This is a genomic window from Cohnella thermotolerans DSM 17683 (genome assembly GCF_000429825.1).
GTDB lineage: Bacteria > Bacillota > Bacilli > Paenibacillales > Paenibacillaceae > Cohnella > Cohnella thermotolerans.
The window spans coordinates 145,822-160,257 of sequence record NZ_KE386955.1; the positions used below are offsets into that span (position 1 = coordinate 145,822).

Annotated in this window: 16 protein-coding genes and 1 pseudogene; 2 read left to right on the forward strand and 15 right to left on the reverse strand. The window is 62.8% G+C overall.

Translation table 11 applies throughout. The features are described 5' to 3' along the window. Nucleotides 1-152 precede the first annotated feature (152 nt). The 9 genes from sigF to G485_RS0118375 all read right to left on the reverse strand — a co-directional run bounded on the left by sigF (nt 153) and on the right by G485_RS0118375 (nt 8,322). Complete coding sequence (sigF, locus tag G485_RS0118330; RefSeq protein WP_027093707.1) at nt 153-911, reverse strand: RNA polymerase sporulation sigma factor SigF; 759 nt, start codon at nt 909-911, stop codon at nt 153-155. 24 nt (nt 912-935) lie between these two features. Then, nucleotides 936-1,382: an anti-sigma F factor gene (gene spoIIAB, locus G485_RS0118335; protein WP_027093708.1), complete on the reverse strand. Its 447-nt coding sequence runs from the start codon at nt 1,380-1,382 to the stop codon at nt 936-938. Further along, entirely contained in the window at nt 1,379-1,732 is a 354-nt protein-coding gene (spoIIAA, locus tag G485_RS0118340; protein WP_027093709.1) for an anti-sigma F factor antagonist, read from the reverse strand. Before spoIIAA ends, spoIIAB begins: the two co-directional genes overlap by 4 nt. 179 nt (nt 1,733-1,911) lie before the next feature. Then, nucleotides 1,912-3,126 carry a D-alanyl-D-alanine carboxypeptidase family protein gene (locus G485_RS0118345; protein ID WP_051318395.1) on the reverse strand — a complete coding sequence of 405 codons (1,215 nt, stop codon included), beginning with the start codon at nt 3,124-3,126 and terminating at the stop codon, nt 1,912-1,914. 489 nt (nt 3,127-3,615) lie between these two features. Further along, nucleotides 3,616-4,941 (reverse strand): pyrimidine-nucleoside phosphorylase, encoded by a 1,326-nt coding sequence (locus G485_RS0118355; protein WP_027093711.1) that lies wholly within the window; start codon nt 4,939-4,941, stop codon nt 3,616-3,618. Nucleotides 4,942-5,069: 128 nt separating this feature from the next. Beyond that, nucleotides 5,070-5,894, reverse strand: coding sequence for a purine-nucleoside phosphorylase (locus tag G485_RS0118360; protein WP_027093712.1), 825 nt, complete (start codon nt 5,892-5,894; stop codon nt 5,070-5,072). Between the two features lie 20 nt (nt 5,895-5,914). Beyond that, nucleotides 5,915-7,090, reverse strand: coding sequence for a phosphopentomutase (locus G485_RS0118365; protein WP_027093713.1), 1,176 nt, complete (start codon nt 7,088-7,090; stop codon nt 5,915-5,917). Nucleotides 7,091-7,102: 12 nt separating this feature from the next. Then, the gene (gene xerD, locus G485_RS0118370; RefSeq protein WP_027093714.1) at nt 7,103-8,002 is read right to left on the reverse strand and encodes a site-specific tyrosine recombinase XerD; all 900 of its coding nucleotides are present in this window, start codon (nt 8,000-8,002) and stop codon (nt 7,103-7,105) included. Between the two features lie 83 nt (nt 8,003-8,085). Then, a complete protein-coding gene (locus tag G485_RS0118375) occupies nt 8,086-8,322 on the reverse strand; it encodes a DUF4227 family protein (RefSeq protein WP_027093715.1) in 237 nt (78 codons plus the stop codon). 193 nt (nt 8,323-8,515) lie between these two features. On the opposite strand from G485_RS0118375, the pseudogene G485_RS27280 reads away from it, so the two are divergent. Next, a pseudogene (locus tag G485_RS27280) lies at nt 8,516-9,611 on the forward strand (S8 family peptidase). Here G485_RS27280 and G485_RS0118385 read toward each other — a convergent pair. Both G485_RS0118385 and G485_RS0118390 read right to left on the reverse strand, forming a co-directional pair. Then, nucleotides 9,608-10,156: a glutathione peroxidase gene (locus tag G485_RS0118385; RefSeq protein WP_027093716.1), complete on the reverse strand. Its 549-nt coding sequence runs from the start codon at nt 10,154-10,156 to the stop codon at nt 9,608-9,610. The pseudogene G485_RS27280 and the gene G485_RS0118385 sit on opposite strands and share 4 nt — an antisense overlap. A 1-nt stretch (nt 10,157) precedes the next feature. Then, entirely contained in the window at nt 10,158-10,613 is a 456-nt protein-coding gene (locus tag G485_RS0118390; protein WP_027093717.1) for a MarR family winged helix-turn-helix transcriptional regulator, read from the reverse strand. Nucleotides 10,614-10,689: 76 nt separating this feature from the next. On the opposite strand from G485_RS0118390, the gene G485_RS0118395 reads away from it, so the two are divergent. Beyond that, the gene (locus G485_RS0118395; protein ID WP_027093718.1) at nt 10,690-11,166 is read left to right on the forward strand and encodes a glutathione peroxidase; all 477 of its coding nucleotides are present in this window, start codon (nt 10,690-10,692) and stop codon (nt 11,164-11,166) included. A 75-nt stretch (nt 11,167-11,241) separates the two neighbouring features. Here the strand turns inward: G485_RS0118395 and fur are convergent, their stop codons facing one another. The 4 genes from fur to G485_RS0118415 form a co-directional block, all read right to left on the reverse strand. Next, nucleotides 11,242-11,748 carry a ferric iron uptake transcriptional regulator gene (fur, locus tag G485_RS0118400; protein WP_027093719.1) on the reverse strand — a complete coding sequence of 169 codons (507 nt, stop codon included), beginning with the start codon at nt 11,746-11,748 and terminating at the stop codon, nt 11,242-11,244. A gap of 63 nt (nt 11,749-11,811) precedes the next feature. Continuing rightward, complete coding sequence (gene spoIIM, locus G485_RS0118405) at nt 11,812-12,468, reverse strand: stage II sporulation protein M (RefSeq protein ID WP_027093720.1); 657 nt, start codon at nt 12,466-12,468, stop codon at nt 11,812-11,814. 176 nt (nt 12,469-12,644) lie between these two features. Further along, a complete protein-coding gene (locus tag G485_RS0118410) occupies nt 12,645-13,826 on the reverse strand; it encodes an endonuclease Q family protein (protein WP_027093721.1) in 1,182 nt (393 codons plus the stop codon). A 3-nt stretch (nt 13,827-13,829) separates the two neighbouring features. After that, complete coding sequence (locus G485_RS0118415; protein ID WP_027093722.1) at nt 13,830-14,396, reverse strand: NUDIX domain-containing protein; 567 nt, start codon at nt 14,394-14,396, stop codon at nt 13,830-13,832. Nucleotides 14,397-14,436 lie beyond the last annotated feature (40 nt).

The following is a 14,436-nucleotide window of genomic DNA, read 5'->3' on the forward strand; positions in this document are numbered from 1 at the left end:
CCCTTGATCGATCGGCGCCAATGCGCCTTCCCACGCCGGGAACGCCCAGCGTTTCCTTTAGTATGAAACAAACGGCCGAAAAGCACTCCCCCGAACGCGACAAAGCCGCCCGCGGCGATGGGGAAGCCTCTCGCCGGGACGGCCGCTCAAGATCACTGCGCGATTTGATCCTTGATGTTCTGCAATATTTTTTTCTCCAGACGGCTGACCTGCACCTGGGAGATGCCCAGCCGGCTGGCCACCTCGGATTGCGTCTGGTCGCGGAAGTACCGCAAATACACGATCAGCCGCTCCCGGTCGCTCAGCCCCTGGATCGCCTGTGTCAGGGCCATCTTGTCGAACCACTTTTCCTGCGAATCGTCGGCGATTTGATCCATCAGCGTGATCGGGTCTCCGTCGTTCTCGAACACCGTCTCGTGAATCGAAGTCGGCGGCTTGTTCGCTTCCAGCGCAAACACGATTTCCTCCGGCGACACGCCGATCTCCTCGGCCACTTCCGACACCGTCGGCTGGCGGCCGAGACGCTTGGACAGCTCGTCCTTCACCTTGCGGACGCGGTTGGCCATCTCCTTGAGCGACCGGCTCACCTTGAGCGTGCCGTCGTCCCGCAAAAACCGCTGAATTTCCCCGATGATCATCGGAACCGCGTACGTGGAAAACTTGACGTCGTAGCTTAAATCGAACTTATCCACCGATTTGAGCAAGCCGATGCAGCCGATTTGGAACAGATCCTCCGAATCGTAGCCTCTGCCGGCAAACCGCTGCACCACGGACCAGACGAGCCGAATATTGTTCGAGACCAGCGTTTCGCGCGCCGTGCTGTCTCCGGACTGGCTCAGCGCGATCAGGCGCTTCACCTCCGCGTCGTCGAGATATCCCGGCGGCGACGATCGCTTCCATTCGATTTCCATGCCTCCAACCCCTGCCGCGCGGAATTAGTTGAACAACGCCTTTTTGGATTCGATGCGCTTCTTCATGCGAAGACGGGTCCCCTTGCCGGGCTCGCTCGTCACGTCCAGCTCGTCCATGAAGTTCTCGATGATCGTAAAGCCCATGCCGGAACGCTCCAGCTCCGGCCGCGAGGTGTACAGCGGCTGCCGCGCCAGCTCGATGTCCTCGATGCCTTTGCCCTCGTCGACAACGGTGATCGACACCGTGTCTCCCGCGATCTCGGCCTCGACGGCGACGACGCCGTCCGGCGAATTCTCGTAACCGTGGATGATCGCATTCGTCACCGCTTCGGATACGACCGTTTTAATGTCGTTCAGCTGCTCCATCGTCGGATCCAGCTGGGAGACGAACGCCGCGACGGACACGCGGGCGAACGCCTCGTTCTCCGAACGGCTCGCGAACGACAGCCTCATGAAATTGCTCGCGCTCATGATACGACCTCCAGACTGGCCAGCGCCGATCGCTCCGAATCGTAGAAAGACAAAATTTTGAACAAGCCCGACAATTCGAACAGCCGTTTCACGCTCGGGTGAATGTCGCAGACGACCATTTTGCCGCCGCGGCTTTTGATCAGCTTGTACCTCCCCAGAATGACCCCGAGTCCCGAGCTGTCCATAAACTGCAATTCTTTCAGGCTGAGCACGACGTGCTCGCACCGCCCTCGCAGAATCGCGTCTTCCATCTTGAACCGGACGACATCCGCGGTATGGTGGTCCAATTCTCCTCTCAAGCGGACGATCAGCACATTGCGGTGCTGTTCCAGTTCCACCTGCAAACTCATGCCGTTTCCCCTCCCATCGAGCGCAGCCGGGCGCAAGCTTCCGACTCTACAACACACATTCTACGAGCGCTTCGGCCATTCCTGCCCTCCGACAAAAATAGAAAGAAGCTTCGTCCGAGCGACAAAATACGGCAAAGAGGCGGGACGCCGCGCGTCTAGCCGCCTTTTTGCAGGGACCATCAGCCGTTCATGAACAATTGGCCGGCCGACCGCCTAAGCAGCGTCCACCAACCGGCGCGCTCGACGGATTCCGGCGCTTCGATCGGAAACTCGGTCATCACTTCGTTGCCGCGGTAAACGATCAGCTTGCCGATCTGTTGGCCCGCTTTGACCGGCGCGGTCAGCTTGTCGTCCAGCACGAGCTCGTGACGGATGTCGCCTTTGGAGGCGCCCTTGCGCACCAGCACGCTGTACGAATGCTTGGCCGTAATCGGCAGCTTGGCGACTTTGCCTTTCTCGACGGTCAGCGTGCCGATCTTGTCGCCGCTCTTGTAAATCGGGACGTTCGTGAACTGGGCGAACGCGTAGTCGAACAGCTTCGACACTTCCGCGTTGCGCGTCTTCGTATTCGGCTCGCCCATAACGACCACGATCAGCCGGAGGTTGTCCCGCTTCGCCGTGGCCGACAGGCAAAATTTCGCCTCGCCGGTGAAGCCGGTTTTCAGCCCGTCGGCGCCGTGATAAAACCGGACGAGCTTGTTCGTGTTCACGAGCCAGAAAGGCTTGGGCGAGTCTTTGCGCAAATAATCCTGGTACAGCCCGGTGTACTTGGTGATCTCCTCGTGCTTGAGCAGCTCCCGGGACATGACGGCGATGTCGTAGGCGGAGGACATATGTCCCGCGGCCGGCAATCCGTTGCAATTGACGAACTTCGTGTTCTTCATGCCGAGCTGCTTCGCTCTCTCGTTCATCAGGCGCACGAATTCTTCCTCGCTGCCCGCGATCTTCTCGGCGAGCGCCACGGAAGCGTCGTTGCCCGAGGCGAGGGCGATGCCCTTGAGCATGTCGTCCACCGTCATCTCTTCGCCCGGCTCGAGGAAAATTTGCGAGCCGCCCATCGAAGCGGCGTATTCGCTCGTCTGCACCTTGTCCGTCAGCTTGAGCTTGCCTTCGTCCAGCGCCTCCATGACGAGCAGCATCGTCATGATTTTCGTGATGCTGGCGGGCGGCAGCTGGGCGTGGCTGTTTTTCTCGTAGATGACCGTGCCGCTGTCCGCGTCCATCAGAATGGCGGATTTGGCGGAGGCGGCCAGGTCGGTCTGCGGACCCGCCGATTTGGCGCGTCCGGCTTCCTCGGCGAAGGCCGCCGGTTGGACGGAAGCCGTCGCGACGGCGGCCGCGAGGCCCAGCGCCGCGAATAAACGAATCTTGTTCCGGTTGCTTAAGAAGCGCATGTTTGGTCGGTTTCCCCCCAGATGCCCGGATGGCAGGCTTGGTTTCTTCTTCCAACCAGTCTGCCCCGGGGGAGATTAAATTATTCGGATGAGGGAAAGGACAGCTTCGAAGGGCTTACGGGGAAGGGGATGACATGAAGTTCGAAGCTACCGCCGGGGTTTCCGTTGGCTAACGAATCGTATTGTTCTTATGAGCGTCTAATTTGTCCTTTGGCCGGTCTAACGAACTGCAGCCACGTTATTGAGGCAAAAAGCCGCGGGAACGCCGCCCATAGCCCGCAATGGCGATATAGGAGTTCGTTGCGATTAGCAAAACACGTGTTTTTGAGCAAATAAGGTGTACTGGGTTCGTTAGGCGCCGGCCCGATCGAAAGCGCCGCCGAACGGTTCGAGCCCATCGGCGGCGCTCCGTTCGAGCTGCAAGCTCCGCAAAAAAAAAGAACGGGCAGCCCCGTGCCGCCGGCGCGGCGGACAGGGCTGCCCGTTCGGTTAACGCTCGACGCCGTCCTTGCTCACGACCGCGTAGACGAGCGGCTGCCGGGCCGGCGGCTCGGCTTCGAGCGCGTACGCCGACCGCACCTGCTCGCTTGCTGCGGCGGCCGCCTCGTCTTCCGCGCGCACATGCAGCACCGCGAGCGGGTCGCCCCGACGTACGCGGTCGCCGCGCTTGGCGACGAGCTCGATCCCGACGGCGTAATCGATCGCGTCGTCCTTCGTCGCCCGGCCGGCGCCGAGGCGCATGGCCGCGACGCCGATCGCCTCGGCGTCGATGCCGTGCACGTAGCCGTCGGCGTCCGCGGCCACGCGCACGCGCGCCGCCGCCTGCGGCAGCAGCTCCGGCCGCTCGGCCACGGCCGGGTCGCCGCCCTGGGCGGCGATCAGCTGCGCGAGCTTGCGCAGCGCCTCGCCCGAGGCGAGCGCGCGCTCCAGCTTGGCGCGGGCGTCCGCCCGGTCGGCGGCTTTGCCGCCGAGCAGAAGCATGTGGCCGCCGAGCTCCAGGCACAGCTCGCGCAAATCGTCGGGGCCTTCGCCGCGCAAAATCTCGATCGCCTCGCGCACTTCCAGCGCGTTGCCGATCAGCCGCCCGAGCGGCTGGTCCATGTCCGTAATCGCCGCCACCGTGTTGCGGCCGACTTCGGTGCCGATCGCCACCATCGCCTTGGCGAGCTCGATCGCGTCCTCCGCCGTCTTCATGAACGCGCCGCTGCCGAACTTGACGTCCAGCACGATCGCGTCCGCGCCGGCGGCGATCTTCTTGCTCATGACGGAGCTGGCGATCAGCGGAATCGAATCGACCGTGCCCGTCACGTCGCGCAGCGCGTACAGCTTCTTGTCCGCGGGCGCGATGTTGCCGCTCTGCCCGATGACGGACACGCCGATCTCGTTCACCTGCGCGAAGAAGGCGTCCCGGCTCAGCTCCGTCCGGAAGCCGGCGATCGCTTCGAGCTTGTCGATCGTTCCGCCCGTATGGCCGAGGCCGCGGCCGCTCATTTTCGCCACCGGCACGCCGCAGGCGGCGACCATCGGGGCGAGAATGAGCGTCGTCTTGTCCCCGACGCCTCCGGTGCTGTGCTTGTCCACCTTGACGCCGCGAATGCCGGACAGATCGACGACGTCCCCCGACTGCGCCATGGCGAGCGTCAAATTCGCCGTTTCCGCGGCGGTCATGCCGGTAAAACAGACCGCCATCGCCCAAGCGGCGGTTTGGTAATCGGGAATGGCGCCGGAGACGACGCCGTTTACGAGGAAGCGGATTTCTTCGGCCGTCATTTCTTCTCCGGTTCTTTTCTTGCGAATCAGATCGACCATGCGCATACGGCTTTTTCCCTCCGCCTATCGTCACTTGTTCTCTATGTTCCGCGGCGACGCCAACCGAACGGCAGCCGGGCAGGCCCGGCTGAAGATCAAGCTCCGGACGCCCCGTTCCGCTCCCGCTGCAGCGGCTACAGCTTCGGCAACAGCGCCAGCACGAGCGACACGAATTGCGACTTGACCCGTTCGGTCGTCTCCATCACTTCCTCGTGCGAGAGCGGCTGGTCGAGAATGCCCGCGGCCATGTTCGTGATGCAGGAGATGCCGACGACTTCCATTCCCGCGTGGCGGGCGACGATGACTTCCGGCACCGTCGACATGCCGACGGCGTCGGCGCCGAGCACGCGCAGCATGCGGATTTCGGCCGGCGTCTCGTAGTTGGGACCGAGCAAGCCGGCATAGACGCCTTCCCGAAGCGTCAAGCCGAGCTCGGCGGCCGTCTCCTTCGCGATCGCGCGCAGCCGCCGGGAATACGCGTCGGACATGTCCGGGAAGCGGATGCCGAGCGCGTTGTCGTTCGGCCCGACGAGCGGATTGCGCCCCGTCAGATTGAGATGGTCGGAGATCAGCATCAGATTGCCCGAAGCGAAATCCAGATTGATGCCGCCGGCGGCGTTCGTGACGAGCAGCGAGCGGGCGCCGAGCTGCTTCATGACGCGAACGGGAAGCGCCGTCCGCTCCGGCTCGTACCCTTCGTACATATGGAACCGCCCCCGCATGAGCGCGACGACGCGGCCCTGGAGCCGCCCGACGACAAGCTCGCCCGCATGTCCCTCGACCGTCGACACCGGAAAATGGGGGATATCTCCGTAAGGAATCGTGACCCCTTCCTCGACTTCGTCCCCGATAACGCCGAGTCCCGAGCCGAGAATAAGCCCGATCTCGGGCTTATTCGGCGTCAGCGCGGCGATATAGGCCGCCGCCTCTTCGATCATCTGCTTCGTCTGCATGGCCATCCCGACACTCCCTCCTGTCTCTAGTGCAATACGGATAAAAAGCTGCTGCCGATGCCGGTCCCCTTCACCTTGAAATTGTCCGCGATCGTGGCGGCGAGATCGGCGTACGTGTCGCGAACGCCGAGGCTCCCGCCCGCGGCGAACGAAGGGCTGTACGCCAGCACGGGGACGTATTCCCTCGTATGGTCGGTACCGGCATGAACGGGATCGTTGCCGTGGTCCGCCGTAATGACGAGCAGATCGTCCGGCCCGAGCCGTTCCAGCAAGCGCGGCACCGCCCGGTCGAACGCCTCGAGCGCCCGGGCGTAACCGGCCGGGTCGCGGCGGTGGCCGTACAGCGAGTCGAAATCGACCAAATTGGTGAACAGCAGCCCCTCGAAGGAGCGGCCGAGCTGCTCCAGCGTCGCTTCGATCCCGTGCGCGTTGCTCTTCGTCGGAATCGCGCGGGTGATGCCCTCGCCGCTGAAAATATCGTTGATCTTCCCGACCGCCGCCACCTCGAAGCCGCCTTGCTTCAAGGCGTTCAGCACCGTCGGCTGCGGCGGCTTCAGCGCGTAATCGTGCCGGTTCGGCGTCCGCTCGAACGCGCCCGGCTTGCCTATGTAAGGTCTTGCGATGACGCGGCCGACGGAAAATTCGTCCTTCAGCGTCAGCCTGCGGGCGATGCGGCAGCCGTTGTACAGCTCCTCCAGCGGAATGACGTCTTCGTGCGCGGCGATCTGAAACACGCTGTCCGCCGACGTGTACACGATCCACGCTCCGCTGCGCATTTGCTCCTCGCCGAGCTCGTCCAAAATTTCGGTTCCCGAAGCCGGCTTGTTCCCGATGACCGGCCGTCCCGTCTCGGCTTCGAACGCGGCGATGAGCGCGTCGGGGAAGCCGTTCGGGAACGTGCGGAACGGCTTGGACACCTTCAGCCCCATCAGCTCCCAGTGGCCGGTCATCGTGTCTTTGCCGGCCGAGATTTCGGCCATTTTGCCGTAATAGGCCGTCGGGGCGCTCTCTTCCGGCCAATCGCCGATCGGCGCGATATTGGCCAGCCCCAGCTTCCTTAAATTCGGCAGCTGCAGATCGGGCGCCGCGGCCGCGATATGGCCGAGCGTATGGGCGCCCTTGTCTCCGTAGCTTGCGGCATCCGGAAGCTCTCCGATGCCGACGCTGTCAAGCACGATCACGGTTATTCGACGAAATGCCATGGCGCCATCCTCCTATCGACCTTTGCGCGATCTCGGGTGCGCACGTTCGTAAACTTCCTTGAGGCGGGTCTTCGCTGCCGGCTGGTAGATTTGCGTCGACGCCGGATTCGCGTGGCCGAGCATTTCCTGCACGGACCGCAAATCCGCTCCGCCTGCAAGCAGATGGACGGCAAAGGAGTGCCTCAGCGTATGGGGCGCGATCTCCTCGCCCACGCCGGCGTCCTTGGCGAGCTGCTTGATTCGCTTCCAGAACCCTTGCCGCGTCATCCGGCCGCCGAGATGGCTCAGGAACAGCGCCGGTTCCGCCTTGTCTTCCTTCAGCAGTTGAGGCCTCGCTTCTTGCATATATTTTACCATCCATTCCGAACAGAGGGAACCGATCGGCACCATGCGCTCCTTGCCGCCGGGCCCCGTGCAGACGAGAAGCCCGAGCTCCGTCCGCACATGTTCGACGTCGAGCGAGAGCAGCTCCGACACTCGCAGCCCGGACGCGTACAGCGCCTCCAGCATGGCCCGGTCGCGAACGCCGGCCGCCGTATCGGTTCGCGGCGCCTCGAGCAGCTTGTCCACGTCGGCTTCGGACAGCACGCGGGGCGGTTTGCGCTCGGGCTTCGGCGCTTCCAGCGCAAGTGCGGGGTTGTCGGCGATCGTCCGCTGCGAGACCAGATACTGAAAAAATCCCCGAATGCTCACCAGCCTTCGCGACACCGTCGCATTGGACCGGGACATGCCGCGAAGCTTCAGCAAGTAGGCCGACAGATGATGGGGCCTCACCTGTTCGGGGCCGTCAATCCCCAGCTCCGCCATGGCCCGGATCATATCGGCCAGATCCCGCCTGTAGCTCTCGACCGTATTGGGTGCCAGCCGGCGTTCCCGCAAATGCTCGATAAACAAGGCAACGCTTCTGTCCATCAAAAAGCCAAATCCTCTCGTCTTTCGTAAAGCTTCCCGAATTTTCTATTCCACGTCCGAACCTCCGAATCCTGCCGAACCGCTCATTCGCCCAGCCATAAAAACAGCTTCAGCCGGTCTCCCCAATCGCCGGCGGCCCCCGTCTCCCCGCCCGCCTGAAACACTTTGGCCGCGTTGCCTTCCGGCACCTTATAGGGGTCGATCGGTTCGAGCCAATCCTGCATCCACCCGAACACATGATGCACCATGACCGTCAGCACGAGAAAAAGAAGCGTAAACTGCAGCCGTTCCAGCCATTTGCTTCCGCCGGGTTGTCCCATGACGTTCTCCTCCGTCCGCTAATCTTACTACACGATATGTGGACAGAGCCGGGAACATGCCCCGACGGGACCGGCGAAAATGGCGAAGCCGGAAGACGCGGCGGATGCACGCCGCTCCGCCTTCGTCCATACATTGCTATAGGGATGGCCTAGTTCCGCCCAAACCTTCAGCCCGAGGGAGAGTTGCGCAACAATGAAACCCGTGGAGCATGTGCTTTCCCGATCCGTCCGGCCGAAGGCGGCAAGCGGCACCGAGCGGCGCATCGTCGCGTTCAAGAGCGCAGATGCGTATCGGAAATGCCTGCGCCGACTGTCGGCGCTCGGCGTGAAGCCGGTCAAGTCGTCCCGCGCCCTGCGGCTCATCTGCTGCCATGCGGACAAACGCCAAACGTGGTGCCGGCTCAAATCCCATCCCCACGTCGCCTACGTAGAGAAGGACGTCAAAGTATCCGCGCACGGCCTCGGTACGGTCCGAGCCGTCCGAACCGTCCCCCGCCGCGCCGCCGTCAAAGCCGATTGCCCGCCCAAGGCGCCGTGGAACGTCTGCCGCGTCAAGTTCCCTCCGGTCTGGAGCCGGACACGCGGGGGCGGCGTTAAAATCGCGATCATCGACACGGGCATCGCGAGGCACCCGGATCTAAAGATCGCGGGCGGAGTCAACACGATCGGAGGGGCTTCGTTCGCCGGCGACAACGGCCACGGCACGCTCGTCGCCGGCATCGCGGCCGCCACCGGACGCAAGCGGATTTACGGCAACGCGCCGGATGCCGGTCTCTATGCGGTCAAAGCGCTCGACCGCAACGGTTCGGGCTTCGTCGCCGACATCGTGGAAGGCATCGATTGGTGCATCGCCAACGGCATCCGCGTCATCAACATGAGCTTCGGCATGCCGGTCGCTGCGCGAGGCGGTGCGCAGAGCGCGGCGTCACGGCATCGTGCTCGTCGCCTCGGCCGGCAACAGCGGCCGGCAGAGCAGCGGCCTCGACGCCCCGGCGCGCTATCCCGAGACGCTCGCCGTCGCCGCCACGACGCGCGCCAACCGGGCCGCGTCGTTCTCGAGCCGCGGCAACGGCATCGCCGTGGCCGCTCCGGGCGTGAACATCCTCTCGACCGGGCTGAACGGCGGATACGCCCGGCTGTCCGGAACTTCGATGTCCGCGTCCCACGTGACGGGCGGATCCGCCCTGCTGCGCGGCGCGGTTCCTCCGGCACCGCGAAATAAGACGAGGCTGTCCCCCGGTCCGACCGGACCGTCCGGGACAGCCTCTCGCGCTTCCGGCTGCGGTTAGAGCAGCGCTTCGATCGCGGGCTCCATGTCGAGCGGCTCGACCGGCGATTCGAAGCGGCGGACGACGTTCCCTTCGCGGTCGATCAGAAACTTCGTGAAGTTCCATTTGATGTCGTTGCCTTCCAAGTATTCCGGCAGTTTCTCGGACAGGAAGGCATGCAGCATTTTGCCGCTCGCCGAGCTCGTGTCGAAGCCTTCGAACGGAGCCTGTTCCGTCAGGTAGCGGAACAACGGATGGGCGTGCGGACCGCGGACGAGCGTCTTCTCGAACAGAGGAAACGTCACGCCGTAATTGATCTCGCAGAAATGCTGCACGTCGGAAGCGCTCCCGGGCTCCTGTTCGCCGAACTGATTGCACGGGAAGCCGAGAATTTCCAGCCCCCGGTCCTTGTATTTGTCGTACAGCTTTTGCAGATCGGCATATTGCGGGGTGAAGCCGCATTTGCTCGCCGTGTTGACGATGACGAGCACTTTCCCTTCGTAAGCGCCCAAATCGGCGGGCTTGCCGGACAACGTGCGGACTTTGTGATAATCGTAGATGGACATGTCAGTTCTCCTCCTGTTCGTTCTGGCGATGGATTTTGCGCAGCAAAGCCGTCATCTGCTCGCGGACCGCGACGACTTCCTCGTACGTGGCGCCGGACTGGGCGAACATCCGCTCCGGAATCGAGCACGCCTTACGCTTGAGCGCCCGGCCTTCTTCCGTCAGCGCGATCCGCACGTTCCGCTCGTCGTCCGGATCGCGGGAGCGCGTCACGTAGCCCGCCGTTTCCAGCTTTTTGAGCAGCGGCGTCAGCGTTCCCGAGTCCAAATACAGCCGCTCGCCGAGCTCCTTGACCGTCACCCGGTCCTTCTCCCACAGCGCCAGCAGCGTGACGTATTGCGTATACGTTAGCCCGAGCTCTTTCAACAGAGGATGATAAAGCTTCGTAATCTCCCGGGCGCAAGCGTATACGGCGAAGCAAAACTGGTTGTCCAGCTTCAGAATTTCGTCGCCGTTCATGCACGCCTCCTCTTGACAGCGAATTTATATTTTATACAATTGAATTGTATCATAAATGTTCCGGGAGGGAAAGCGCATGAGCATTTACGATTTCGAGGTGAGCGACATTCGCGGGGCGAAATCCGACTTAACCGCTTACAAAGGCCGGGTTATGCTGATCGTCAACACTGCCACCAAATGCGGCTTCGCGCCCCAGTTCAAAGGGCTTCAGAAGCTGTACGAGCGATACGCGGACAAGGGCCTCGCCGTGCTCGGCTTCCCCAGCAACCAATTCGCGAATCAAGAGCCCGGGGACAACGCGGAAATTCAGCAAATCTGCGAATTGAACCACGGGGTTTCCTTTCCCCTGTTCGCCAAGATCGACGTCAACGGCCCCGGCGCCCACCCGCTGTTTACCTATTTGAAGAACGAAGCGCCCGGCTTCCTCGGTACGCGAAGGATCAAATGGAACTTCACGAAATTTCTCGTCGACCGCGAGGGACGCGTCGTCAAGCGGTTCGCCCCCGCCGTGACCCCCGAGAAAATCGAGAACGCGATCCAAAAGTTATTATAAAAAGCGGCTGCCCGAATATGGATAAAGGGATGGCGCAAAAGCTTCCGAAGCTTTCGCGGCATCCCTTTTTTCAACTCATGTCGATGATTTGTCGTCGCCGGAAGCGTTCCCTTCGGAGCCGCTTCCCTCCGCCGCTTCCGCGGCTTTGGCGTTGCATCTCGCGCATACGCCCTGGAAGTCCAGCCGATGATCGAGCACCGTAAATCCGTACTCCCGCTCCAGCCGCTCTTCGAGCGGAAGGAGCCAGTCTTCCATAATCTCCGACATGGAGCCGCATTGGACGCAGATCAGATGGTGGTGATGGTGCTTGTTGTTGTCCTGTCTCAGATCGTAACGCGCCACGCCGTCGCCGAAGTTGAGCTTCTCGACGATGTGCATCTCGCTCAGCAGCTCCAGCGTCCGGTATACGGTCGCCAGCCCGATCTCCGGTGCGATATCCTTGACCAACATGAAGACGTCTTCGGCGCTGAGATGGTCCTCCTCGTTCTCCAGGAGCACCCGTACCGTCGCTTCCCGCTGCGGAGTCAATTTGTAGCCCTGGGATTGCAATTGCTGTTTGATTTTCTCGATTCGGGCTTCCATAGTCTTCCCCCTCCGGCCGCTCGGCGCACTTGGTTCCATTATAGGGGGAGGCACTTTAGGAAGTCAAACCCTTTTCAGCACCGCCGCCAGCGCGGCAGCCGCGTGGGGCGCGAGCCGCTCGAGCAGATACGGAGACACGTAAGCCTCGTATAGCGCGGCCAAAACCATCATCCCCAGCATCGTCAAGGCGACGGACGTGTGGGCGAGAAACGGCGGCAGCAGCCGGCCTTTGCGCCGGAACAGCCGTTCGCGCACGATATAATAGGCGAACCTGGTGCCGGAAACGCTCGCGATCATAAGCGCCGGCAGGACGATCGCGTTCTGGGGCGCGACGGCGGCAAGCGACACCGCCACTCCCTTCCAGGCCATCTCCCGGACGATCAGGCCGACGGCGAAGCCGAGGAGAACGCCTTTCAGAAAATCGAGCGCGAGCACGAACGGCAGGCCGATGACGGACAAGCCGAGCAGCCAGATCAGGCCGAGCCATTTCGCATACAGGAGAAAACGGTCCCAGAAGGCCGCTCCCGCATCCATTTGCGAAGGCGAAGCGAACGTCGTCCAGTACGTCTTCAGCTCGTCCGCCAGCTCCTGCTGCTGATCCAGCGTAAGCGCACTTACGAGCAGCACGCCGAACACCGCCCCGGACAGCAGCAGCACCCCGATGAACAAGTACATATTCCAATTGTCGCGGGCCGACAAATTCCAGGGACGAACGTTCACGGCTTCTACCTCCTTGTCCGCATACCGCATCCGGTCTGGTGCCTATGTGTATGCCGGACAAGCCGGTATTATGCCCGTCCGCGCGCCGCTTCGCATGCCCGTCGTATGCCGATCGAGTGCGCCGTCCGCATGCTCCGGCCATCTATCCGGCCGGCAGCCGGCGCCGCTCCCCGAAGCTAGTTGCGAATTCGCCCGTATGTCCCCCCGCTTCCCGATTCGAAGGCGAGCTTCCCCTCGCGGGCGGCCACGAGCATTCGCGCAAGCTTCTCACCCGCCACTTCGGCGAGCCGTTCCTCCGGCAGCCGGAACAGCACTTCCATCTCCGTGCCCAGCTCGGTCAGCAGGCGATCGCGCATTTTCGGTCCGACGCCGGGGAAGAACGACAGCGGAACCTGATGGCGGTACGGCGGACGCGCGGGGCCGCCTTCGCAAGGTTCCCGGTCGGCCAACTGCGCCACCCGGCCGGCCACGCCCCGGACGAGCTTGCCGCTGCCGCAGTTCGGGCAGACGGCTTCCGCCTCCGCTTCGTCCCGCACCGCTTGTCGGCAGGAAGCGCAGTACGTCGTATGGTATTTGCCCAACATCGGGTGAAGGCCGATATTGGCGGCGATGCGGCGGCCGTCCTGCCCCGCCAGCGCCTTGGCCCATTCCGCGAAGTTTGGCGCCGCCAGCTCCAGCTCGTTGCACTCTCGCCCGATCATTCCCGTCGAGTGGGCGTCCGAATTGGTCAAGTAGGCGAACCGGTCGAGTTGGGACAGCCGGGACGCCATCGCCGTATCCGCGCTTAAGCCCAGCTCGACGGCCGCGATTCCTTCCGGCTCCAGCCGCGCGTCCAGCCGGTCGGCGGAGCAGCCGAGCAGCCCCCGGTGCGGCGTGAAAATGTGGGCGGGAACGAGCAGTCCGCCCCTGGCGAGCAGCTCGCTCTGCAGCTCCCGAGCCGTCGCGCGAATGCGCTGCGAGCTGAGCCGCACGTTCGTCATGCGCGGAGCCATCCATTCGGTCCAGCTTCGCATGGCATCGAACGTAGGCAAATAGGCGAGCAGATGGAACGGCCCGCCGCCGGGCTCCATCACCTCGACCTCGCAGCCGGGCAGAATGACGGTGTTCCGGTACCGGATGCCGCCGCCTTCCGCCTCTTCCATTTCACCCGAATCGAGGCATTTGAACATGTCCTCCTGCACGGCGGGCGAATGGCAGTCGATGACGCCGATCAGCCCGACGCCTTTCCGCTCGGACGCTTCGCGGGCGATCGAACGGAAGGTGAGGTTGCGGCTGGCGCTGATCTTCACCGGTTCGCCCCGGTCGGTGCAGCCGATGTGCACGTGAAGATCCGCGTAAATCGATCGCAGCACCTCCATGCCTTACAGCTTCCCGGTCAGCGCATACTGGCGCCACATATAAACGGCCAAAATCGTTTTGGCGTCGAAAATTTTTCCTTCCTCCATATAGCGCTCGGCTTCCTCCAGCGTGATCGCCTCGCACGTCAGAAACTCTTCGTCGTCCAGATGGACCTCCCCTCGCTCGAGATCGTCGGTGAAGTACAGATGAATCACTTCCTCCGCGAAGCCCGGCGAAGTCGAGAACGAACGCAGATGCCGGATCGAGCGGGCTTTATAGCCCGTCTCCTCTTCGAGCTCGCGCACTGCCGCTTCCAGCGGATCTTCCCCGTTCTCCAGCTTGCCGGCGGGAATCTCCACCTGCACGCGCTCCAGCGGCTTGCGGAACTGCTCGACGACGAGCATCCGATCCCCGATAAGCGCAAGCACCGCGACCGCGCCGGGATGGCGGACGATCTCCCGCGTTGCCGTCTCCCCGTTCGGAAGCTGAACCGTATCGACCTGCAGCGAGATCATGCGGCCTGCGAACACCGGCTTCGTCCCGACCGTGCGCTCGTAGAATGGATGGTTCGTCACGTTGTTTTCGCTCATCAAAAAAATCCTCCTGTCATGAAAAAGCCTCTAGCCTCAT

What these genes read in the sequence shown, in the direction of transcription:
- sigF (WP_027093707.1), bottom strand. Translation starts at nt 911, where the DNA reads ATGGAAATCGAATGGAAGCGATCGTCGCCGCCGGGATATCTCGACGAC.
- spoIIAB (WP_027093708.1), bottom strand. Translation starts at nt 1,382, where the DNA reads ATGAGCGCGAGCAATTTCATGAGGCTGTCGTTCGCGAGCCGTTCGGAG.
- spoIIAA (WP_027093709.1), bottom strand. Translation starts at nt 1,732, where the DNA reads ATGAGTTTGCAGGTGGAACTGGAACAGCACCGCAATGTGCTGATCGTC.
- G485_RS0118345 (WP_051318395.1), bottom strand. Translation starts at nt 3,126, where the DNA reads ATGCGCTTCTTAAGCAACCGGAACAAGATTCGTTTATTCGCGGCGCTG.
- G485_RS0118355 (WP_027093711.1), bottom strand. Translation starts at nt 4,941, where the DNA reads ATGCGCATGGTCGATCTGATTCGCAAGAAAAGAACCGGAGAAGAAATG.
- G485_RS0118360 (WP_027093712.1), bottom strand. Translation starts at nt 5,894, where the DNA reads ATGGCCATGCAGACGAAGCAGATGATCGAAGAGGCGGCGGCCTATATC.
- G485_RS0118365 (WP_027093713.1), bottom strand. Translation starts at nt 7,090, where the DNA reads ATGGCATTTCGTCGAATAACCGTGATCGTGCTTGACAGCGTCGGCATC.
- xerD (WP_027093714.1), bottom strand. Translation starts at nt 8,002, where the DNA reads ATGGACAGAAGCGTTGCCTTGTTTATCGAGCATTTGCGGGAACGCCGG.
- G485_RS0118375 (WP_027093715.1), bottom strand. Translation starts at nt 8,322, where the DNA reads ATGGGACAACCCGGCGGAAGCAAATGGCTGGAACGGCTGCAGTTTACG.
- G485_RS0118385 (WP_027093716.1), bottom strand. Translation starts at nt 10,156, where the DNA reads ATGTCCATCTACGATTATCACAAAGTCCGCACGTTGTCCGGCAAGCCC.
- G485_RS0118390 (WP_027093717.1), bottom strand. Translation starts at nt 10,613, where the DNA reads ATGAACGGCGACGAAATTCTGAAGCTGGACAACCAGTTTTGCTTCGCC.
- G485_RS0118395 (WP_027093718.1), top strand. Translation starts at nt 10,690, where the DNA reads ATGAGCATTTACGATTTCGAGGTGAGCGACATTCGCGGGGCGAAATCC.
- fur (WP_027093719.1), bottom strand. Translation starts at nt 11,748, where the DNA reads ATGGAAGCCCGAATCGAGAAAATCAAACAGCAATTGCAATCCCAGGGC.
- G485_RS0118410 (WP_027093721.1), bottom strand. Translation starts at nt 13,826, where the DNA reads ATGGAGGTGCTGCGATCGATTTACGCGGATCTTCACGTGCACATCGGC.
- G485_RS0118415 (WP_027093722.1), bottom strand. Translation starts at nt 14,396, where the DNA reads ATGAGCGAAAACAACGTGACGAACCATCCATTCTACGAGCGCACGGTC.